Source organism: Ectopseudomonas oleovorans (assembly GCF_003052605.1).
Lineage (GTDB): Bacteria > Pseudomonadota > Gammaproteobacteria > Pseudomonadales > Pseudomonadaceae > Aquipseudomonas > Aquipseudomonas oleovorans_A.
The window spans coordinates 12,630-33,564 of the sequence record NZ_QASO01000047.1 but is presented as its reverse complement, the minus strand read 5'-3'; the positions used below and the strand labels follow the sequence as shown (position 1 = coordinate 33,564).

Sequence of the window (20,935 nt, the reverse complement as noted above, 5' to 3'; positions counted from 1 at the left end):
CCCCGGTCGTGGATTGGCTGCTCCGGCGCAGGGCACGCCGGACACGGCAAGCGCTAGCTTGGCACTCTACGAAGTAGATTACGTGAATCCGGTTCGCAGCCCGTTCCGATTGTTTGCGGCAGGTTCCAGCCGACCACCGCAGCATCCCGCCATCCAAACGACTGTGGAACGGCGTGATGACACCCCATGGCAACCCGATGACCCCTTGCCGCCGTGTGCCGGCCTTGGCGCTGATCATCGCGCTGGCCGGCGTATCGCCCGCATCGGCCGGCGATGCCACCGCTGAACACGAGCAGCTCGCCGCGCTCGCGCGCCAGCTCGACCTGATCGACCGACTGGTCGAGCACGCCACCAGCACCGCCCCGCAGGCGCGCGCCCGCTACCACTTCGACTACGCCCGGCTGCGCGCCGACCTGCAGCGCGTTCGCACCGGCCTGCAGGACTACCTCGTGCCCCAGCGCGCCCAGCCGCGCGATCCCGTCCCGCTGGCCGGCGATTACGTCCGCCGCGAGCGCGCCGACGACGAGGAACCGTCGCCATGACGCCCTCTGCCGATCAGGTCGCCGCCTTCCAGGCCAACGGCGGCTTTGCGCCTTCGGCCGTCTCCGCCGTGGTGCTGGGCTTCGTGTTCGCCGTGTTACTGCTGTGGGGCGTGTGGGCCATGCGCACCGCCTATGTCGGCTGGGCCGAGCACCGCATCACTGAACGTCAGTTCCTCGCCGTCGTCGTGCGCTTCGTGGCGATGTACCTGGTGCTGGCCTTCTTCCTCCTCTCCTGACCGTCACGAAGGGCCATACGCCATGAACACGCCAACGACATCCCATCGCATTCCGTCCCGCATCGCCGCGCCGCTGCTGCCGCTGGCGCTCTTGGGGCTGCCGCCATCCGCGTTCGCGCAGGGCCTGCCGACCATGGAAGACCCATCGCGCGGCCAGGGCAGCGGCATCCTGCAGACCCTGCAGAACTACGGCTACGACATCGTGCTGCTGATCGCGCTGCTCGTGGTCGCCTCGATGTTCGTCGGCGTCTGCTACCACGCCTACACCCGCTACTCGGAGATCCACGCCGGCCGCGCCACCTGGGGGCAGTTCGGCCTGACGGTCGCCGTGGGCGCGATCCTGCTGGTGGTGGGCATCTGGCTGCTCACCGAGGCCACCGGCGTGCTGTGAGGGCGGCAAGCGATGGCCGTCCCTGCGGAGACCCCGCGCGACACGCTGGTGACCTTCCTGCCGCACCGGCTGAACCGCCAGCCGGTGGTCGTGCGCGGGTTGACCGCCGACGAGTTGTGGATCTGCGCCGGCCTGTCGGCCGCCGCCGGGTTCGCGCTCGGCGTGCCGCTGGCCTGGCTCACGCACAGCATCGCCATGGTGCCCACGCTGATCGTCGCCGGTATCGCGCTGGGCGTCTTCATCGGCGGCGGCTTCCTGCGCGCACAGAAGCGCGGCCGGCCCGAGACCTGGCTATACCGGCAGCTCCAGTGGCGGTTGGCCCTCAGGCATCCAGCGCTGGCGGCGCTCCTGGGCGGCCAGCGCCTCATAACCCGCTCGGGCTACTGGACGACCCGGCGCAATGCCGATCGAGGGGCGCCATGAGCCGTTTCAGGAACGAGGTTGCGCACCTGCAGGCGCACGTGAGGACGCTGCGCCTGGGCGCCGGCGCGCTGTTCGCGGTGGTGCTGCTGCTCGGCTTCGGTTGGTGGACTGCGCCGAAGAGTCTCACCATCCATGTGCCGCCGGACCTGCGCTCGGGCAGCACGCGCAAGTGGTGGGAGGTGCCGCCCGAGAGCGTGTATGCCTTCACCTTCTACATCTGGCAGCAGGTACAGCGCTGGCCCACGAGCGGCGAAGAGGACTATCCACGCAACCTGCGCGCGCTGTCGGCCTACCTGACGCCGAGCTGCCGGGCCTTCCTGCAGCAGGACTACGAGTACCGGCGTGCCAGGGGCGAGTTGCGTCAGCGCGTGCGCGGCATCTACGAGATTCCCGGCCGCGGCTACGGCGACAATCCGGCCACGCGCGTCAAGGTGGTCTCCGACCGCGATTGGATCGTCACGCTCGACGTGAGCGCGGACGAATACTACGGCTCCGAGCAGGTCAAGCGCGCCCTGGTGCGCTACCCCATCAAGGTCGTCCGGCTGGACATCGACCCCGAGCGCAACCCCTTCGGCCTGGCGCTGGACTGCTACGCCAGCGCACCCCAGCGCATCGAACCACCGCCGACGCCCACGCCGACCCGGGCCGGCACGCCCGCCAACGCCTCCGGCCGCCTGCAGGGAGGCTCCCCATGAAGTCCGTCGTCTTGTCGGCCCTGGCCGCCGTCCTGCTGACCCTCGGTTTCGTGCCGGCCAGCCAGGCCGTGGAAATCCTGCGCTGGGAGCGGCTGCCCCTGCCGCTGCCGCTGGTGGTCGGCCAGGAGCGCGTGGTCTTCATCGACCGCAATGTGCGCGTCGGCGTGCCGACCGGTGTTGGCGACCACCTGCGCGTGCAGAGTACGGGTGGCGCGATCTACCTGCGGGCGAGCGAGCCGATTCCGCCAACGCGGCTGCAACTGCAGGACGTGGAATCCGGCGCGCTGATCCTGCTCGACATCGCCGCCGAGCCGGCGCAGGACGGCCAGGCGCCGCTGGAGCCGGTGCGCATCGTGGCAGCGGAAGCCCCCGCCAAGCGCTACGGCGGCGGTGCGGCAAGTGGCGCGGACGCGCAGGCCGATGCGCCCGCAGACAAATCCGTTCCCCGGCGCGAAACGCCGCTACCGGTCGTGCTGACGCGCCATGCCGCACAGAACCTGTACGCGCCGCTGCGCACCGTCGAGCCGGTGTCCGGCATCGGGCGCGTGAACCTGCGCCGCGACCTCGCGCTGGACACCCTGCTGCCGACGCTGCCGGTGCACGCGCGGGCGCTGGCCGCGTGGCGCCTGGAAGACCAGTGGGTGACGGCCGTGCGACTCACCAACACCGCCGCGCGCTGGCTCGACCTCGACCCGCGCGCGCTGCAGGGGAACTTCGTGGCGGCGACCTTCCAGCATCCGAACCTGGGGCCGGCCGGCACCCCGTCCGACACCACGGTGCTCTACCTGGTCACGCGCGGCCACGGCCTGGCCGAGTCGCTGCTGCCGGCGCTGAGCCCGATCGACGCCATCGTGAACCTGCCGCCGGCCGCCGCGGCCGGCTCGGCCGGAGGAGCGCGCGATGAAGAGTAATCCGCTGCTCAAGTGGCTGCTGATCCCGATGGCGCTGCTGCTGGTGGTCGTCGGCATCAAGCTGTTCTCCGGCACCCCCGGCGGCCAGTCCGCGCCCAAGGGCGCGGCCGGTACGCTCACGGCCGAGGAGATGAAGGCCCTGGGCATCGCCGGCGACACGCCGCGCGATACCGTCGCCACGCTGGTGGCGCAGGTGAAGCAGTTGCGCACCGAGCTGCAGAGCGCGCTCGGCGACAACAGGCAGCACAAGGCCGAGAACGAGCGCCTGCGTGCGCGGGAAAGCGCGATCGACCAGCGCATCCAGAGCGCGCTGGAAGGCGAACGCAACCGCCTGGAGCAGGAGCGCAATCAGGTGGCCAGCGACAGGCAGCAGACCCAGGGGCTGCTGCAGGATCTGCAGCGGCAACTGGACGCCATTGCCGGCAAGGGCGGCCCGTCCGACCTGCCCGTCGGGCTGGGGCTGGAAGAGGGTGACGGCAAGCGCTTCAACCGCGGCGTCGGTGGCACGCAGTGGGTCGAGCCCGACGATGCCAAGGTCGACGCCAAGAACGGCAGCAAGGAGCCGAGCTTTCCCCTGAGCTTCGGGCCGGCCCAGAAAAGCCTGTCGGCCGCAGTGGAATCCGTCGGCGACGTCGGCAGCCGCGCCGTGGGCGCATCCACGAAGGCGGTCTACACTGTGCCGTCGAACTCGACGCTCATGGGGTCGATTGCCATGACGGCGCTGATCGGGCGCGTGCCGATCGATGGAACCGTCAACGATCCCTATCCGTTCAAGGTGCTGATCGGCCCGGACAACCTCACGGCCAACGGCATCGACATCCCCGACGTGGCCGGCGCCGTGGTCAGCGGCACGGCCTCGGGCGACTGGACGCTCTCGTGCGTGCGCGGGCAAATCCGCTCGGTCACGTTCGTGTTCCAGGACGGCACCATCCGCACGGTGCCCGAGGACGGCAACCGGGACCAGCGCAGCGGGCAAGCCAGCGCCAACAGCACGACGAGTGCCACGCAAGGCGGCCTCGGCTGGATCAGCGATCCCTACGGCATTCCCTGCGTCAGCGGCGAGCGGCGCAGCAACGCGCAGCAGTACCTCGGCAGCCAGGCGCTGATCACCGCGGCCGGCGCCGGCGCGGCCTCGCTCATCAAGTCCGACAACGGCAGCGTGGCCGTGGTCGCCAACAGCAACGGCTCGATGGGCACCGTCGGCATCAGCGGCAACGAAGCGATGGGCCGGATCCTGGCCGGTGGCGTGCGGGACATGGCCGACTGGGTCAACAAGTTGTATGGCCAGGCCTTCGCGGCCGTTTACGTGCAGCCCGGCGCCAGGGTCGCCGTGCATCTGGAGCAGCCGCTCAACATCGACCGCGACGCCCAGGGGCGTCGGGTGAACCACCGCATCGGAGAAGCCCATGCCTCGGACCTGGATTGACGCGGCCGTCGTGCTGCTGGCGGCCGTCTTGCTCGGCGGCTGCGCGACCAGCAAGGAGAAGCTGCTGCCCCACGGCCACAACACCATGCTCGACATCTGGCAGCAGGAGACCGGCGGCGGCGAAGGCGGGGGCCCCGCCGCACGGCAACTGCTCGACGCACGCCAGGGCCTGCGCCGGCCGCTGACCGAAGCCGACGTGCAGGCCACACCCGCCGTGCAAGAGCGCTACACGCGCACCGCGAGCAACGAAATCTACCGGCAGTTTCATCGCCTGCCGAATCCCGACTTGGTGATGTACGTGTTCCCGCATCTGGCCGGCACCGACCCGGTGCCAGTGCCTGGCTACAGCACGGTGTTCCCGTTGTACCAGCGCGTGCAGTACGCAATGCCCGGCGAGCGGGTGGAGGACTATTGATGGCCTGGTCGATGCCGTGGCCGCGCAAGGGAGCCGCCCCTCCAGCGGATGGTGCGCAGGCGGCGGACGACGCCTGGGCGCTGCATGTCGCGACGCTGGCCGCGCAGGGCATACCCGAGCCCGGCGGCGCGCTCGCCGGCCAGCGCCGGCCAGCGACCCAGTCCGACCACGATGCGCTCTACACCGTCGCGCCGTCGTTCGCGGACATGCTGCCCTGGGTCGAGTACCTGCCGAGGTCGAAGACCATGCTGCTCGAAGACGGGCGGTCGGTGGCGGCCTTCTTCGAGCTGGCGCCGGTCGGCACCGAGGGCCGCGAGATGGTCTGGCTATGGCAGGCGCGCGATGCGCTGGAGAACGCCCTGCAGGATTCCTTCGACGAGTTGGACGACAACCCCTGGGTGGTGCAGCTCTACGCCCAGGACGAGGCCGACTGGAACAACTATCTGCGTTCACTGGCGAACTATCTGCAGCCGCGTGCGCAGGGAAGCGCGTTCAGCGACTTCTACCTGCGCTTCTTCGCCCATCACCTGCAGGCCATCGCCAAGCCGGGTGGCTTGTTCGAGGACACCACGGTGACGCGCCTGCGGTGGCGCGGCCAGGTCCGGCGCGTGCGCATGGTGGTCTATCGCCGCACGTCCGCGGCCCCGCGGCGCGGCCAGTCGCCCGAGCAGGCGCTGACCACGATCTGCGACCGCCTGGTCGGCGGGCTGGCGAATGCCGGCGTGAAAGCCCGGCGTCTCGGCGCGGCGGACATCCACGCCTGGCTGCTGCGCTGGTTCAACCCGAACCCGACCCTGCTCGGCGCCACTGCCGAAGACCGGGAACGCTTCTATGCGCTGACCCGCTACCCGGAAGAGCGGGAAGAGGGCGAGATCGAACTCGCCAGCGGCACCGACTTCGCGCAGCGCCTGTTCTTCGGCCAGCCACGCTCGGACGTGCCCAACGGCCTTTGGTTCTTCGACGGCATGCCGCATCGGGTGATCGTGATGGATCGCCTGCGCACGCCACCCGTGACGGGCCATCTGACGGGCGAGACGCGCAAAGGCGGCGATGCCATGAACGCGCTGTTCGATCAGATGCCCGAGGACACGGTGATGTGCCTGACGCTGGTCGCCACGCCCCAGGACGTGCTGGAGGCGCACCTCAACCACCTCGCCAGGAAGGCCGTCGGCGAGACCCTGGCCTCGGAGCAGACCCGCCAGGACGTGCAGCAGGCGCGCGGCCTGATCGGCAGCGCGCACAAGCTCTACCGCGGCGCGCTGGCGTTCTACCTGCGTGGCCGCGACCTGGCCCAGCTCGATGCGCGCGGCCTGCAGCTCGTCAACGTGATGCTCAACGCCGGCCTGCAACCGGTACGTGAAGAGGACGAGGTGGCGCCGCTGAACAGTTATCTGCGCTGGCTGCCGTGCGTGTTCGATCCGGCTGCCGACAAGCGCCAGTGGTACACCCAGCTCATGTTCGCGCAACACGCGGCGAACCTGGCGCCGGTCTGGGGCCGCAGCCAGGGCACGGGGCATCCGGGCATCACGTTCTTCAACCGCGGCGGCGGGCCGATCACCTTCGACCCGCTGAACCGCCTCGACCGGCAGATGAACGCGCACCTGTTCCTGTTCGGCCCCACCGGTTCGGGCAAGAGCGCGACGCTCAACAACATCATGAGCCAGGTGACCGCGATCTATCGGCCGCGCCTGTTCATCGTCGAGGCGGGCAACAGCTTCGGCCTGTTCGGCGACTTCGCGGCGCGGTTGGGCCTCAGCGTGCATCGGGTGAAGCTCGCGCCGGGCGCGGGCGTCGGTCTGGCTCCGTTCGCCGACGCCTGGCGGCTGGTCGATACGCCCAGCCAGGTACAGACGCTGGACGCCGATGCGCTCGACGAAGACCAGACAGGTGTCGACATGGCCGTGGAAGGCGACGAGCAGCGCGACGTGCTCGGCGAGCTGGAGATCACGGCGCGACTGATGATCACCGGCGGCGAGGACAAGGAAGAAGCGCGCATGACGCGCGCCGACCGCAGCCTGATCCGCCAGTGCATTCTCGATGCGGCCCAGCATTGCGTGGCTGACGAACGCACGGTGCTCACGCGCGATGTGCGCGACGCGCTGCGCGAGCGCGCCCGCGACGCCACGCTGCCGGAGATGCGGCGCGCACGGCTGCTGGAGATGGCCGACGCCATGGATATGTTCTGCCAGGGCGTGGACGGCGAGATGTTCGACCGGTCCGGCACGCCGTGGCCCGAGGCGGACATCACCATCGTGGACCTGGCCACCTTCGCGCGCGAGGGCTACAACGCGCAGCTCTCGATTGCCTATATCTCGCTCATCAACACGGTCAACAACATCGCCGAGCGCGACCAGTTCCTGGGCCGCCCGATCATCAACGTGACGGACGAGGGCCACATCATCACGAAGAACCCGTTGCTCGCGCCCTACGTGGTCAAGATCACCAAGATGTGGCGCAAGCTCGGCGCCTGGTTCTGGCTCGCCACGCAGAACCTGGACGACCTGCCGAAAGCGGCCGAGCCCATGCTCAACATGATCGAGTGGTGGATCTGCCTGTCGATGCCGCCCGATGAAGTCGAGAAGATCGCGCGCTTCCGCGAACTCAACGCTTCCCAGAAGGCGCTGATGCTCTCGGCCCGCAAGGAGGCCGGCAAGTTCAGCGAGGGCGTCATCCTGTCCAAGTCGATGGAAGTGCTGTTCCGCGCCGTGCCGCCCAGCCTCTACCTGGCGATGGCGATGACCGAGCCCGAGGAGAAGGCCGAACGCTTCCAGTTGATGCAGCAGCACGGCATCAGCGAGCTGGATGCCGCCTTCCGCGTGGCCGAGAAGATCGACCGTGCGCGGGGCATCGAACCCCTGGCGCTGGATACGTTGGCCTGACGGGAGCGACACGATGCGCCTTCCCTCATTCGCCCGCCGTCATCCCTGGATCGGTCTGCTGATCGTGGTGACGATTGCGGTTGCCTGGTGGATGCTGCTGCGCGCGCCGCATCCGGCGACCGACCCCGTGTCCCTGGCTGCTGCCGGGTCCGAAGCGTCGAAACCGGCCGGCCCGCCCTGGCTGTATGGCCGTGCCGATGCGCGCTTCACGGTGGTCGGGTACGCCGACCTGGAGTGTCCGTACTGCCGGGCCTACTTCCCCGCGCTCAAGCGCTGGATCGACGCCCATCCCGAGGTGAACTGGCAGTGGCACCACCTGCCGCTGTCCATGCACGAGCCGGCCGCGACTGCCGGGGCACGCCTGGCCGAGTGCGCGGGCGAGACCGGCGGACATGCCACGTTCTGGCAGGCCGTGGCCTGGCTCTACGCGAACACCCGCGGCGACGGCCAGGGCCTGCCGGAAAGCCTGCGCTATCCCGACCTCACACCAGCCATGCAGGGTTGTCTCGACAGCGATCGCCCCGATGCCATCATCCGTGCCCACGCGGCGGAAGCGGCACAGCAGGGCATCGCGGCCACGCCGGCCCTGCAACTGCGCGACCGCGAGTCCGGCAAGACCCTCCTGCTGCACGGTCCCGTCGAAGGCGATGCCTTGCTGTCGGCCATCGACCTGCTCGCCGCCGGCAGCACGACCGCAGCCGAACCAGCCCATTCCCCAGACATGCCCGCCGGCGTCGCCGGTGACATGCCCAGGTAGCCATCGATCTTCAAGGCTGCGGCGCGGCTCGTCCGCGTTGATCGAAACCCGTTCGCATCGCATCCCTTGACGCGAACAGCCACCGCATCCGCGGTGGTGGATGCCCGCTCGTCACCCGTTCCATCCCCATCGTCCCCAGGAGGGTTTGCCCTCCAGGGGCAGGCGCCCTCCGATCTCATCCATTGGAGGTTCGCCATGTCTCTTGTCATCGCCGACTCCTGCCCGGAGTCGCTCACCCTGATCGCCGCCCAGCATGAAGACTGGATCATCCGGCAGGCCATCACCCTGCTGGAGAACCGCGTGTTCAAGGCCGGTCCGGCGCTGGGCAGTCCCGCCGCCGTGCGCGACTACCTGCGCCTGAAACTGGTCGCGGAGCCGAACGAAATCTTCGCTGTCGTGTTTCTCGACAACCAGCACCAGGTACTCGCCTTCGAGCCGCTGTTCAAGGGCACGGTCGACCAGACTTCGGTGTATCCGAGGGTGGTGGTCCAGCGTGCGCTGGCGCTCAACGCTTCGGCGCTGATCCTGGCGCATCAGCATCCCTCGGGGAACACCGAGCCCTCGGCCGCTGATCGTGTGATCACCGAGCGGCTGAAGAGCGCCCTGGCCACCGTCGATGTCCGGGTGCTGGATCACTTCATCGTCGGCAAGGGCAGCCCGTACTCGTTCGCCGAAGCCGGCTTGTTGTAGTCCGCAGGCGCCCCTTCCGGGGGCGCCTTGCGTCTTGCCCCTATCCACACGTTCGCGATGCGCTCTGATGGTCGCGACTTTCGGAAGCTTGGAAGGCTTGTGGGATAGGCGGCTGAACCGGCCTTTACCTGTTGAGAAGCACACCTTTGCATGGCAGAATCTGCATATTTTCTAGTTGCCAGCAACGCGAATGTCTGCCGTCACCGCCATCCAGTACACTCAGGACCAGATGCGCACGCTAACCGGCGTGTCCGTCGAAACGGTGCGGCATTGGCGCAAGACCGTGCCCTACTTGGCGTCCAAGACCGGGAAGGCTGCCCGATTCACCTTCGCGGATCTCCTAGGCTTGGCCGTTACCAATGAGTTGGTCAGCTCGTTGGGAGTGCACATCGCCACCGTCAGCGTCGGCGTTGACGCGCTCTTTCGGTTGCTGGGCACGAGTAGCGCATTGGCGCTGAATGGGTCCGTGGCGTTCGTGACGGCCACTTCGGCGACCCTGTGCGATATCGGCCCCGAGGGGATTGGACCGGCGCCGACGCAACCGACTCTCGTCATCCCGCTCGATCCGTTGATCATGCGGCTTCAGCAGCACATGCTGCCGATCGTCCCGACGCCGAGCCAGGCAGCGTTGCCGTTTCCACCCGAAGCTATCCGGAGTAGGGCGTGAACACTGCCACGCTGGAACAGGTGCTCGCCGCAACCGGCTACCTGCCGGACGGGCAACCCGCGCCCGGTCTTCGGTTGGGGGCCGAGGCGCAGTCCTCGCGCCACGGCCGCGTTTTTGTTCCGGACGCATTGTGGCGCAGCGCGTCGTCGTTGACCGTCTACTTCAAGTTTGAGCAAAGCGCGCCTGCAGACGATCTGGTCAGCCAGTGGCGACGAGAGGTCTGGAACGAGGGGTTCGCGCCGTTGCTGTGGGTGATCTCGCCGCAGCGTATCGACCTGTACAACGGTTTCGGCACACCCGCGAAAGAAGGCGATGCCCAGAGACATTTGATTCGGCGTTTCGAGAACATCGAAGGTTCGCTTCATGAACTGGACGAGTTGGCCGGCCGACTGGCGATCGAGACGGGCCAATTCTGGGCCCAGGTGCCGGCCATCGATCGCAAGACCAGCGTCGATCAGAAGCTCCTGTCTGACCTTGGATGTCTCGAACGCGATTTGGTCGCAGGCAATCTCGCGCGCGATGCGGCGCAGGCCTTGATTGGGCGCGTGATCTTCACCCAGTACCTGATTGACCGCGAGATCGTCAGTGCGGCGCGGTTGAAGCGGGTATGCGGCCGCACGGCGTTGCCGGCGATCCTGCACGACCGGCCAGCGACCAGCAAGCTGTTCGCATGGCTGGCCCAGACCTTCAACGGCGATATGTTTCCGCCCTCGTCGGTGAAAACGACACCAGCAGCTCACCATTTGACGCGGGTTGCGGAGTTCCTGGAGGCTGTCGATCCTGAAAGCGGGCAACTCAGCTTCTTCCCGTACCAGTTCGACGTGATTCCGGTCGAGCTCATCAGCTCGATCTACGAGCAGTTTGCACATGCTGAGCCGCAGACTGGAGGAAAGCGCACAGAAGCGTTGCGAAACGGCGTGCACTACACGCGACTGTCCGTCGTCTCGCTGGTCCTCGATGAGGTCATGGATGGTCTATCTGGACGGGAGTCGGTGCTGGATTTGACGTGCGGCTCCGGTGTCTTCCTGGTCGAAGCGCTGCGGCGCTTGGTTCATCTTCGCTCGCAAGGTCAGCCGCCCACGAGGGAGCTGATCCGCTCGACGCTCTACGGGCAGGTGTATGGCGTAGACATTAGCGAAGCCGCGATTCGCGTCGCTGCGTTCAGCCTGTACCTGGCTGCGCTTGAGCTGGACCCTGACCCGCAACCACCGCAGTCCCTGAAGTTCCAGCCATTGATCGGCAGGACATTGCTCGTCGGTGACGCTCGTACTGTCGAACGTGATGGAGATGGCAAGGCCGTGCTGGCGACGCCGACAGGGCTGAAGCAGTTCGACCTTATCGTGGGCAATCCCCCTTGGAGCTTTAGGGGGCAGACAGGAACCGAAGCGCGGCGCAAGACCAGGGTTGCGGGCGTACCTGCGCAACCGCGCGGTGAAGGCTTGGATTTCGTGTTGCGAGCGGCGGAGTTCTCACATGAGAAGACCCGTTTCGGCATCATTCTTAGCGCGATGCCGTTCTTCAGCCGCAGCGGCACCGGCATGGCAGCAGCTCAGCATGTGATGCGAGCCGTGGCTCCGATCACCTTGGTAAATCTGTCCAATTTGTGCAGTTGGCTCTTCGCGACAGCGGCCATGCCCGCAGTGGTTCTCTTTGCCCGTCATCGACCGAAGCAGCGAACGGATCAGGTCACGGTCGTTCAGATCCCGTGGACGCCCAGCGGTGCAAGGACTCATTCGTTCGAGGTGGCGCCGAGTGACGTCATCACTTTGACACTCGACGAAATCCAAGAACAGCCGTTGAAGCTCAAGGCAGCAGCCGTTGGCCGGCGCCGTGACCTCCTATTGCTGGATGACTTGACTTCGGCCCACAGAAATCTGGGCGAGCAACTCTCATTACTCGACACTACCTTCCAGGTTGGATTGATTCGCGGGGCCCCAGAGAATCAGACGCGCGATGCTCGCCCGCTAAAAGGATTGGATGTACTGCAAGTCAAAGACATGCAGCACTTCAACATTCCCGATGATTTGCCGACTTTCAGCCAATCGAAGGCACAATGGCCACGATCGCGGGAGATATATCAAGCCCCGCTTCTCATCGTGAAGGAAATGCTTCTGGGGAGTCCACGCGTCTTGGCGGCCGTCTCCGAGCGGGATCTCGTCTTCACGAACTCATACTTCGCAGTGTCTCTTCCGAGAGGGCACACGCGGACGGCACATTTGCTTGCCACCGTGTTGAGTTCTGCTTTTGCGACATGGTTCTTCTATCTGACCGCTGCAGAGTTTGGAATCTACAAGAGGAAGCTGCTGGCTCGCGACCTCAGCTTCCTACCGGTGCCTAATTTCACGAGCGCAGTGAAATCTGAGGCTGGCCAGCGCCTGCTGCAGATTGAGAAGAATCTGCGCGCCAACGGCACCGACGAGAGGGGATGGGCTGAACTGGACGAAGCTGTCTTCGATCTGTACGAACTGAACGATGCCGACCGAACTGTCATTCGAGACGGCCTCCTTCGCGCCGGGTGGCAATGGGAAACCGGCCGCGAATCATCCGTGGAGCCATCGGACAGTCGTACTGAGGTCACGGCGTATGCCAAGACGTTCCTGTCCGTTATCGAGGATTGGCTTTCCGTTCGCAATAAGCGGCACATGCGCGCCGAAGTGCTCGACTTGCCAAGCAGTTCGGCCTTGCGCGTCGTGCGCTTTGTCTTGGAAGAAGGGCCGGGTAATGCGAGCGTGAGCGTCGTGGCACCACAAGGCGAATTGGGTGAAGTACTGGCACGTATCGGCAGGCGCCTGAAAGTCAAGATTGCGACCGCGCTCAGTGCAGAGCGGGAATTGCGAGTACACGGACGCAACGAAGTCGTGATCATCAAGCCAGCAGCGCGGCGCTACTGGATGGGCATAGCGGCACTGGAAGATGCCGATGCAGTGGTCGCGGAGAGCTTTTCAGGGGGCAAAGTTTGAGGATCCCCTATGAGGCACCTCCTGCACTGGGCAGAGAGTTCATTGAACTTGAGCCCGAGGTTGTGGCGGTCATTCTGCTGACACTGGCCGCAGGTTGGCAGCGAGCATGCGCAGCCGAGGACGTGAATGCCAACGCTGGAGAGGTAATCATGACCGAGCGCCTGCGGGACGGGATGCGCATTGCGCTGAAGAACTCCCCGTGGAAGCAGATCATGGTGCTGCCTGGCACGGAATCGCGATCCAAAAGCAACGTGATGCTGCCAGACGGACGTACCGACATCCCGCTGGCGTTCGTCGAAATTTTCTTGCGCACGCAGGAGCATGATCCGCACGCGATCATCGAATGCAAACGAATCGCCGGGTCGGACACTCACTTGTGTCGAGAGTACGTCGTCGAGGGCATGGATCGATTCATCCAGGAGAAGTACGGCGAGAACCATGCTATCGGCTTCATGGTGGGGTACGTTCTTGCCGGCGCTCCTTCGGAATCCGCGGATGGCGTCAACGCTTACTTGAGAAGAGTTTCGCGCTCGGTAGATCGCCTCGCCCCGAGCGACATCAGTGACGGGACTTGGCAGAGCCTACATGCACGCTCCAAGCCGTCGATGCCGATTCGCTTACAGCATGCGTTTCTTGGGTTCGCGGGCACCTCAGCGTCCCGCACCTGATCTCCGCCTCCGACAGGAGGCAATCACAACGCTCACAACGGCATAGGGTATGAAACCGGCAGGGGCCGGATGCGGTTTCTTTGTCGCGCTAGATCGGCACTTGAAGTCGACTGTGACTTTGATCGACTCCAAGGACGCCCGATATGCCGGCCCCCGTCTTCAAGGCTTCGCCCCGGCTGCCGACCATCAGCATTGCGCCCGGACTGTGGGCAGTGCTGTTCATGTTTACCCAGACTGCAGCAGCCGACGTGCTCGTCGTCACCGACAGCCGTCATCCGGTGCAGGCTCCAGCCGGCGTGCGGATCATCGAGCTGGACCAGGCCACGCGCATCGAGGTCGAACTCGCCGCGCACCTACCGGCCGACCCGCAACAGGCTGCAGCCCTGGTGCGGCAGCGGTTGCATGACGGCGGCGAGGCCCTTCAACGCCGCATCGGCCACGCCTACCAAGGTGTCGCGGATGCCTGGGGACTGGGCATCGCCAAGATTCCCGCCGTGGTGGTCGATCGACGCTACGTGGTCTACGGCGAGCCCGACGTGCCCCGCGCCGTCGCGCGCATCAACGCCTACCGGAGCACGCAGCCATGAGCCTCCTGCTGGCATCCCGGCGCCTGCGCGCCACCGTCGCCTCGCTGCTGCTGAGCACGGCCACGTCGACGTTCGCCCTGGACACCGCCACCATCGTCTCGTCGGCGCTGTCCCCCGACTGCCTCGAATACCGCGTGGTCGGTATCTGCTACTGGCTGTACTGCACGCCCTTCGGCTGCTCGGTTCGCACTTCCGTCAAGGTGCGCCACTACGTCCCCGATGCGGTGGTGTCGAGCTACTCGAACACTGGCGAAAACCCGTGGCTGGAAGTCAGGGCGATGAGCATGCCCAACCCAAGTGCTAAGGCTGGCGGTGACGGCACGACCAATCACGACAACGAGAACAACCTCGCCAAGTTCAAGAACGCCGATGTCATCGGCCATCCGGCCGGGATGGTGTTCAGCCAGTTCGCCAGCGCCTCCGGCTACACCTGCGAAGGCGCTGGCACGGCCTTCATGCCGTATCTATTGAGCACGCTCGACACGATCGCCTGGCGCTACAACATCCCGGAAGCGTTCTACCCCGAAGCGCTCATCCCCGGCCGGCGCGAAATCGGTACGCGCACCGACCTGAACCTCTGGGGCAACGTGTATCCACGCGGTGGCTTCCTGCACCAGACCGACGACTACAAGAGCGGCGCCGTGGTCGCGCAGCGCGCGGGCGACATCGTGACGCGCCGCAACCAGATTCATGTGTATCAGCCGCTGCTGGCCAACGCCCGCGACGGCTACTGGCCGGCCGCCGCGCTGATGGAGACCGACGCCTCGACGGGCAAGTGGCAGGAGCTGACGCCCACGCGCTCGAACAGTTGCGTGGTCTTCCCGCACAGCCGCACCCGCGTGCAGGCCCAGCAAGGCGACTACGCCTGGGCCTTGTGGCGGCCGTACTCCTGCTGCCAGCGCCGTGGCCAGGTCTTCCTCGGCAGCGTCGATTTCATGTGAGGAACCCACGATGAACGCCTCCCTGCCTGACTTCCTGCGCCGCGCGAAGCCGCATCTGCGGGCCACGCTGCTCGTGGCGGTCATCACGCTGGCCGTCGGCGTCGCCTGGGCGCAGACGCGCATCGACCCCAATGGCGTGAACGTCGGCGGCAGCGTGATCGGCGACGACGTGCTCTACAGCATCGGCGGCGGCCGGGCCGTGTCGATGGGCGGTGCCGGCAACATGCAGAGCATCGGCGTGGGGGTCGGCTGGAACAGCAACCTGATCTGCGGCGACATGAGCATCACCACGACCCTGCAGAACCAGCTCAACGGCATCAGCAACGGCTTCCAGACGATCATGAGCAACGTGATCCAGAACGCCACCAGCGCCGTGGCCTCGCTGCCCGCGCTGATCATCCAGCGCGCCGATCCCGGGCTCTACAACCTGCTCACCAACGGCATCCTGCAGGCGCGCCTGGATTTCGACCGCTCGAAGATGACCTGCCGGGCCATCGCCAATCGCATGGCGGACATGGCCGGCGGCCAGGCCGGCTGGGACCAGCTCGCCGAGGGGATGGCGCTGCGGGATGCGGTCGGCAGCACCGACGCCGTCTCCGCCGTCGAGAAGGCCGAGTCCAACAAAGGGAACAACGGCGTGCCCTGGGTCGGCGGCGGCAACGCGGGCGGCTCCGGCCAGAGTTCGATCAAGGTGGTCGGCGACGTGACGCGAGCGGGCTACAACCTGCTCAACGGGCGCAGCGCCACCGATACCTTGTCGATCGCGCGCAACGCCTGCGGCAACCGCCTGACCTGCCAGACCTGGTCCTCGCCCCAGGCGGCCGCAGACTGGGCGACCCGCGTGCTGGGCGAACGCGAGCAACGTACCTGCGAGAGCTGCACGAAGACCCAGACCACGCCTGGCGTCGGGCTGACGCCAATGATCCAGGAAGAGTACGAGACCAAGCTGCAAGTGCTGCAGGAGCTGGTGACGGGCGCCCGGCCGACGACGCTGGCCAATCTCGACGCAGCCGGCAGCAGCTCGCTGCCGATTACCCGCGGCGTGATTGAAGCGCTACGCGACGAGCCCGACCAGGACGTGCTGGGCAAGCGCCTGGCGTCGGAGGCTGCGCTGTCCAACGTGCTGGAGAAGGCCCTGCTGCTGCAACGCACGTTGCTGACCGGCAAGAAGGAGCCGAACGTCGCCGCCAACGAGCTGGCCGTGCGGGCGGTCGACCAGGAGAACAGCGCGCTGGAGCAGGAGATCGACAACCTCAAGACTGAGCTGGAGCTGCGCCGCACGCTGGCCGGCAACTCGGCGATGGCGATCATCCAGCGCCACAGCATCCGCGCCGTCGGCTCACGCGGTGTCTTCGAGGGCGACACCACGCGCGACCGTCTCCGGGAAGTCCAGAAACAGCGGAGCGGCACGCCATGAGCCGGCCGGCCTGGTTGCGACTACCGTGGCTTTTCAACCGCCGCGTCGGCGTGGCGCTGCTGTGGACCTTGCTGGTGGTCGCCGCCGCGGTGGCGGTGAACATCGCCGGCATCCACGTGGTCGGCGGCGTCGAGGGCTGGCAGCACTGGCTGCAGGCGCACGCCGGCCATTTCTTCGTGTGGCGGCTGTGCCTCTACGGAGCGACGGCTTACGGCTGGTGGTGGCTGCGTCGGCGCCTGTTGCAGCGGGAGCCCTCCCGCGAGACGCATCAGCGCCTGCTGCGCACGCAGATCGCGGCCGTGATCGCCGTGGTCGCGCTGGAAGCCAGTCACCTGTTGCGGCACGACTGAGACCGGGAGGCAGGCATGATGCTCTACACCACGGACTACCTGGAGTATTACCTGACCCTGGTGGCCTGGGTGGTCAACAACGGCATCTGGAGCATCCTCGTGGCCAGCGGCGTGTTCGCGCTGCCGTTCGTGGCCATCGTGATCCAGGAATGGCTCAAGGCCCGCAGCGAAGGTGCGGACGAAGGCAACAAGGGCGTGCTGTCGTCGATGCGCATCGAGAACCGGGTGTGGGTGGCGATCGTGGTCATTCTGTTCGCCGGCATCCCGTTCATCCCGGTGGATCTCGCCACGATCAAGTTCGACACCACGCGCTCCGCGCAATGCCAGGTCAACGTCCCGCTGCCCAACGAGACGGGCTGGTCCAACGTCTACACCGCGCTCAACGATCAGAGCGCGCTGGTGCCGGTGTGGTGGTTCTTCATGCACTCGCTGTCGAAAGCCGTGACGGGCGCCGCGGTGGCGGCGATTCCCTGCGGCACGGACCTGCGTCAGATTCGCATGGATGTGGATGCCACGCGCATCGAGGATCCGGTGCTGGCACAGGAGGTCGCCGACTTCACGCACGACTGCTACGGGCCGTCGCGCGCCAAGCTGTTCATGAACCGGCCGACGCTCTCCGAGGAACAGATGAACGACGTCACCTGGATCGGGTCGAGTTATTTCCTCGACACGCCCGGCTTCTATGACACCTATCGCGCCAAGACCCCACGCACGGCCTGGCCCTACGACGCGACCCGCGATGCGGGGCTGGCACAGGTGGACAGCGGCGGCGGCTATCCGTCCTGCCGGCAGTGGTGGGCCGATGGCGGCCAGGGACTGCGCAGCCGGCTGCTGGCTCAGGTCGACCCGGATCTGCTGTCGCGCATCGCGCGCTGGGCGGGCTTCCTGTCGCAGAGCGAGTTCAATGACTCGGTGATCCGCGCCGTCGTCTCACCGAGGCAGCAGAAGATGAACCAGGGCGCCGTCTACACCGACTACGGCGGCCAGATCGACAAGACGCTGCCGAACGTCGTCACGCGCGACGCGGGCGACCTGGGGCTGACCGTCGGCTCGCTGGGCTTCTTTCCGGCGATGGACGTGGTGCGCCAGGCGCTGCCGATGGTGCTGACGATGCTCAAGATGGCGCTCGTCATCTGCATCCCGCTGGTGCTGCTGATCGGCACCTACGACCTGAAGACGGTGGTGACGGTGAGCTGCGTCCAGTTCGCGCTGTTCTTCGTGGACTTCTGGTTCCAGCTCGCGCGCTGGATCGACAGCACGATCCTGGACGCGCTCTACGGCTGGCATTCGCCGCACAGCAACTTCAACCCGCTGATGGGGTTGAATAACGCTTTCGGCGATATGCTGTTGAATTTCGTGATGGCGATGATGTTCATCGTGTTACCGACGTTCTGGGTGATGGCACTCGGATGGGCGGGAGTTCGCGCTGGAAACTTCCTGGGCGGTCTCATCACTGGCACGTCCGATGCAAAGTCGGCTGGAGGTAGCGGCTCTCGTCTTGCGATGACGGCCGTATCGAAAGGTGCCGCGAAGTAAGGAGCACTCTCTCGCGCTGATGCGGCGGCTACGGCTCGTCGGGATCGCCCATGTCGATCCGCCAGTCATCTTTGTCGTACAGGCCGACGCCCGAGTGTCCGTCTCTAAGTTCCGGCTGCTTCTCGTCATCCGCATCGGCATTCCGCGCGAACCATGTGGCGACCACCGCAAAGGCCAGCAGCAGGACGAGCCAGGATACGGTGTAGAGCAGCATGCCAAGCACGGCCAGCTTGACGATCCAGAGCACCGCCGTCGCCGCGCCTGCGGGCACCCCGCGCGTCACCAGCCGGCCGGCGACACGCTGCTCGCGGCGCTGGTATCCACGCCAGGCACGGCCAGCCCCCCGGCCCAGCCGGTGGCTCCAGCGCCCGTTGTGCGTGTTGGTGGTCATGCTCATGTGCCTCGGTTTCAGTGGTGCCTCACCTCAGGAGCGGCCGGTTGTGGCTTGCCCTCCAGCATAGACCGCGATCAGGAGGGCGGGTGGGTTGCGGCTGGCAGAGCCAGGCTGGCTCGGGTGTCGCCAAGATGATTAGATTTTGCAATAGAAATCAAACCTTATGCTACTTTCCCTGTGAGGCTCTTGCGATACCTCTAGGGGCTGATTGGATTCCGTGCTATTTTTATAGCATGGATGGAAATTCTAGGCACCAGGTAATCAAGCGGCTGCAGGCCGGACTCCCCCGCGGGGCGCCGTTCGACCTCGCCACCCTGAGTCAGTTCGGGGTGTCGCCCCAGCTTGCCGCCCACTATGCCGACGGCGGGTGGCTCGTGCGCCTGGCCCATGGCGTCTATGCCTTCCCGAACGATGAATTCGGGGTCTACAGTGCGCTGAAGTTCCTGCAACAGCGCGTGCCCGGCCTGCACGTCGGCGGCAAGAGCGCCCTGGCCCTGCAGGGCGTGCGCCACAACCTGGGCAGCCGGGAGACGCTGGTACTGTGGGGCGACGGTCGTTTCGCGTTGCCGGCCTGGTTCACCGCGCGCTTTCCGGCCCGCTACGTCCACGCCCGCCTGTTCGACTGGCCGGACACGGCGCTGGCCAGCATGACCCTGACCACGCCGCCTGGCCTGCCCGAGGATCTGCGGGTGGCTGCCTCCGAGCGTGCCGTTCTGGAACTGCTGTACGAAGCCGGCGCCAAGCAGAGCCTCGAAGAGGCCCGCAACATCTTTGATGGACTGCGTTCCCCCCGCAAGGACTTACTCGGGCAACTGCTGTCCTGCTGCGCCAGCGTGAAGGCCGTGCGCCTGTTCCTCACCTGGGCGCGCGAGACCAGCCTCGTGGATGTCGATGCTCTGCTGGAGCAGTACCCGGTTCGCACCGGCAGCAACACGCGCTGGATGAGCCGGCTCGATGACGGCACCTTGCTGAGCCTGAGACCTCATGGATAAGACCTACGCGGACACCGTTCGCCTGCTGCTGGCCGTCGCGCCTGACGTGTTCGCCAACGACATCTTCGCCATGAAGGGCGGCACGGCCATCAACCTCTTCGTGCGGGACATGCCGCGCCTGTCGGTAGACATCGACGTGGTGTACCTCCCTTGGCAGACGCCGCGCGACGAAGCGCTGCAAGCCATCAACCAGGAGCTGGCCGCCATCGCCACGCGCGTTGCACCACTGGGCGTGCAGACACGCCTGGTTCGCGCCAAGGACCTGGGGGACACCAAGCTGATCGTCGAGAACGACGCCAACCAGGTGAAGATCGAGGTCAACGTCGTGTTCCGAGGCAGCGTGCTGCCCGTTGAGCGGCGGCCGCTGAGTGCTAGGACCAGCGATCTGTTCGGCATCGAGTTGGACGTGCCGATCCTGGCACCAGACGAGCTGTATGCCAGCAAGCTGGTGGCCGCGCTGGATCGGCAGCACCCCCGCGACCTGTTCGACGTGTGGCAGCTCTTTGAGTCGGGCGACATCAGCGACGGCATGGTCGAGTGCTTCGTGATCTATCTGGCGGGCCACAACCGACCGCCCCACGAAGTGCTGTTCGGCAACGACAAGGACATCGCCGGCGAGTACGAACGGGCCTTTGTCGGTATGGCCGAAGTGGACTGCCCCTTGGACACGCTGCTGGAGGCTCGCGCGCAGTTGCGACGCGAGTTGCAGCAACGGCTGACGAAGGCGCACAGGCGGTTCCTGAGCGGCCTGGTACGCGCAGAACCGGACTGGTCGCTGATGCAATGCCAGCACGCCGCGCAACTGCCGGCACTGCGCTGGAAGCTCAACAACCTGGAGACCTTTCGCAAGAAGCGCCCCAAGGACTTCGCCGCGCAAGCCGCTGCGCTCGATGCCGGCCTGGGCCAGATCTGACGCGGCGACAGAAGTATTCCCCGCTTGTCGGGCCTGCCCCATGCCGCATTCATCGTGGCATCCGCGAAGCAGCGGCCCTATACCCAAAGGCTTCCGACAAAGGCCAAAGGCCAAAGGGCTGGGAAGGGGCAAGGGAACGGGGCCA

The 20,935-nt window shown here is 66.3% G+C and carries 22 protein-coding genes; 21 read left to right on the top strand and 1 reads right to left on the bottom strand.

Annotated features, from left to right (window positions below):
- Positions 1 to 197: 197 nt before the first annotated feature.
- The 19 genes from DBO86_RS08900 (at position 198) to DBO86_RS08810 (ending at position 18,491) form a co-directional block, all read left to right on the top strand.
- On the top strand, positions 198 to 542 hold the full coding sequence (locus DBO86_RS08900; RefSeq protein ID WP_036992632.1) for an integrative conjugative element protein, RAQPRD family: 345 nt from the start codon (positions 198 to 200) through the stop codon (positions 540 to 542).
- Positions 539 to 778, top strand: coding sequence for a TIGR03758 family integrating conjugative element protein (locus DBO86_RS08895; protein WP_003451251.1), 240 nt, complete (start codon positions 539 to 541; stop codon positions 776 to 778). Before DBO86_RS08900 ends, DBO86_RS08895 begins: the two co-directional genes overlap by 4 nt.
- A gap of 22 nt (positions 779 to 800) precedes the next feature.
- Positions 801 to 1,169, top strand: a complete 369-nt coding sequence (locus DBO86_RS08890) for a TIGR03745 family integrating conjugative element membrane protein (RefSeq protein WP_003451249.1) — start codon at positions 801 to 803, stop codon at positions 1,167 to 1,169.
- A gap of 12 nt (positions 1,170 to 1,181) precedes the next feature.
- Positions 1,182 to 1,592, top strand: a complete 411-nt coding sequence (locus DBO86_RS08885; protein ID WP_108233488.1) for a TIGR03750 family conjugal transfer protein — start codon at positions 1,182 to 1,184, stop codon at positions 1,590 to 1,592.
- A complete protein-coding gene (locus DBO86_RS08880; RefSeq protein WP_003451246.1) occupies positions 1,589 to 2,287 on the top strand; it encodes a PFL_4703 family integrating conjugative element protein in 699 nt (232 codons plus the stop codon). The genes DBO86_RS08885 and DBO86_RS08880 overlap by 4 nt, the downstream gene beginning before the upstream one ends.
- A complete protein-coding gene (locus DBO86_RS08875) occupies positions 2,284 to 3,198 on the top strand; it encodes a TIGR03749 family integrating conjugative element protein (RefSeq protein WP_108233487.1) in 915 nt (304 codons plus the stop codon). The genes DBO86_RS08880 and DBO86_RS08875 overlap by 4 nt, the downstream gene beginning before the upstream one ends.
- Positions 3,188 to 4,624 (top strand): TIGR03752 family integrating conjugative element protein, encoded by a 1,437-nt coding sequence (locus tag DBO86_RS08870; protein WP_108233486.1) that lies wholly within the window; start codon positions 3,188 to 3,190, stop codon positions 4,622 to 4,624. The genes DBO86_RS08875 and DBO86_RS08870 overlap by 11 nt, the downstream gene beginning before the upstream one ends.
- The gene (locus DBO86_RS08865) at positions 4,605 to 5,039 is read left to right on the top strand and encodes a TIGR03751 family conjugal transfer lipoprotein (RefSeq protein WP_020193564.1); all 435 of its coding nucleotides are present in this window, start codon (positions 4,605 to 4,607) and stop codon (positions 5,037 to 5,039) included. The genes DBO86_RS08870 and DBO86_RS08865 overlap by 20 nt, the downstream gene beginning before the upstream one ends.
- The gene (locus DBO86_RS08860; RefSeq protein ID WP_108233485.1) at positions 5,039 to 7,918 is read left to right on the top strand and encodes a conjugative transfer ATPase; all 2,880 of its coding nucleotides are present in this window, start codon (positions 5,039 to 5,041) and stop codon (positions 7,916 to 7,918) included. The genes DBO86_RS08865 and DBO86_RS08860 overlap by 1 nt, the downstream gene beginning before the upstream one ends.
- Before the next feature lie 13 nt (positions 7,919 to 7,931).
- Entirely contained in the window at positions 7,932 to 8,675 is a 744-nt protein-coding gene (locus DBO86_RS08855; protein ID WP_108233484.1) for a DsbA family protein, read from the top strand.
- 195 nt (positions 8,676 to 8,870) lie between these two features.
- Complete coding sequence (radC, locus tag DBO86_RS08850) at positions 8,871 to 9,365, top strand: RadC family protein (protein WP_108233483.1); 495 nt, start codon at positions 8,871 to 8,873, stop codon at positions 9,363 to 9,365.
- A gap of 190 nt (positions 9,366 to 9,555) precedes the next feature.
- The gene (locus tag DBO86_RS08845) at positions 9,556 to 10,032 is read left to right on the top strand and encodes a MerR family transcriptional regulator (protein ID WP_016446149.1); all 477 of its coding nucleotides are present in this window, start codon (positions 9,556 to 9,558) and stop codon (positions 10,030 to 10,032) included.
- Positions 10,029 to 12,992 carry an HsdM family class I SAM-dependent methyltransferase gene (locus DBO86_RS08840; RefSeq protein WP_018076246.1) on the top strand — a complete coding sequence of 988 codons (2,964 nt, stop codon included), beginning with the start codon at positions 10,029 to 10,031 and terminating at the stop codon, positions 12,990 to 12,992. Before DBO86_RS08845 ends, DBO86_RS08840 begins: the two co-directional genes overlap by 4 nt.
- 149 nt (positions 12,993 to 13,141) lie before the next feature.
- Positions 13,142 to 13,660 (top strand): hypothetical protein, encoded by a 519-nt coding sequence (locus DBO86_RS08835; RefSeq protein ID WP_017462901.1) that lies wholly within the window; start codon positions 13,142 to 13,144, stop codon positions 13,658 to 13,660.
- Positions 13,661 to 13,803: 143 nt separating this feature from the next.
- Entirely contained in the window at positions 13,804 to 14,247 is a 444-nt protein-coding gene (locus DBO86_RS08830; RefSeq protein WP_016446147.1) for a TIGR03757 family integrating conjugative element protein, read from the top strand.
- On the top strand, positions 14,244 to 15,188 hold the full coding sequence (locus DBO86_RS08825) for a TIGR03756 family integrating conjugative element protein (protein WP_108233482.1): 945 nt from the start codon (positions 14,244 to 14,246) through the stop codon (positions 15,186 to 15,188). Before DBO86_RS08830 ends, DBO86_RS08825 begins: the two co-directional genes overlap by 4 nt.
- A 10-nt stretch (positions 15,189 to 15,198) precedes the next feature.
- Positions 15,199 to 16,605 (top strand): integrating conjugative element protein, encoded by a 1,407-nt coding sequence (locus DBO86_RS08820; protein ID WP_059396317.1) that lies wholly within the window; start codon positions 15,199 to 15,201, stop codon positions 16,603 to 16,605.
- Positions 16,602 to 16,955, top strand: a complete 354-nt coding sequence (locus DBO86_RS08815) for a hypothetical protein (RefSeq protein ID WP_059396318.1) — start codon at positions 16,602 to 16,604, stop codon at positions 16,953 to 16,955. The genes DBO86_RS08820 and DBO86_RS08815 overlap by 4 nt, the downstream gene beginning before the upstream one ends.
- Positions 16,956 to 16,970: 15 nt before the next feature.
- A complete protein-coding gene (locus tag DBO86_RS08810; RefSeq protein WP_059396319.1) occupies positions 16,971 to 18,491 on the top strand; it encodes a conjugal transfer protein TraG N-terminal domain-containing protein in 1,521 nt (506 codons plus the stop codon).
- 28 nt (positions 18,492 to 18,519) lie between these two features.
- Here DBO86_RS08810 and DBO86_RS08805 read toward each other — a convergent pair whose 3' ends face one another.
- The gene (locus DBO86_RS08805; protein WP_009397194.1) at positions 18,520 to 18,888 is read right to left on the bottom strand and encodes a DUF3742 family protein; all 369 of its coding nucleotides are present in this window, start codon (positions 18,886 to 18,888) and stop codon (positions 18,520 to 18,522) included.
- A 230-nt stretch (positions 18,889 to 19,118) separates the two neighbouring features.
- Between DBO86_RS08805 and DBO86_RS08800 the strand changes: the two genes are divergently transcribed.
- Entirely contained in the window at positions 19,119 to 19,877 is a 759-nt protein-coding gene (locus DBO86_RS08800) for a type IV toxin-antitoxin system AbiEi family antitoxin domain-containing protein (RefSeq protein ID WP_020190636.1), read from the top strand.
- The gene (locus DBO86_RS08795; RefSeq protein ID WP_059396320.1) at positions 19,870 to 20,790 is read left to right on the top strand and encodes a nucleotidyl transferase AbiEii/AbiGii toxin family protein; all 921 of its coding nucleotides are present in this window, start codon (positions 19,870 to 19,872) and stop codon (positions 20,788 to 20,790) included. The genes DBO86_RS08800 and DBO86_RS08795 overlap by 8 nt, the downstream gene beginning before the upstream one ends.
- Positions 20,791 to 20,935: the final 145 nt, after the last annotated feature.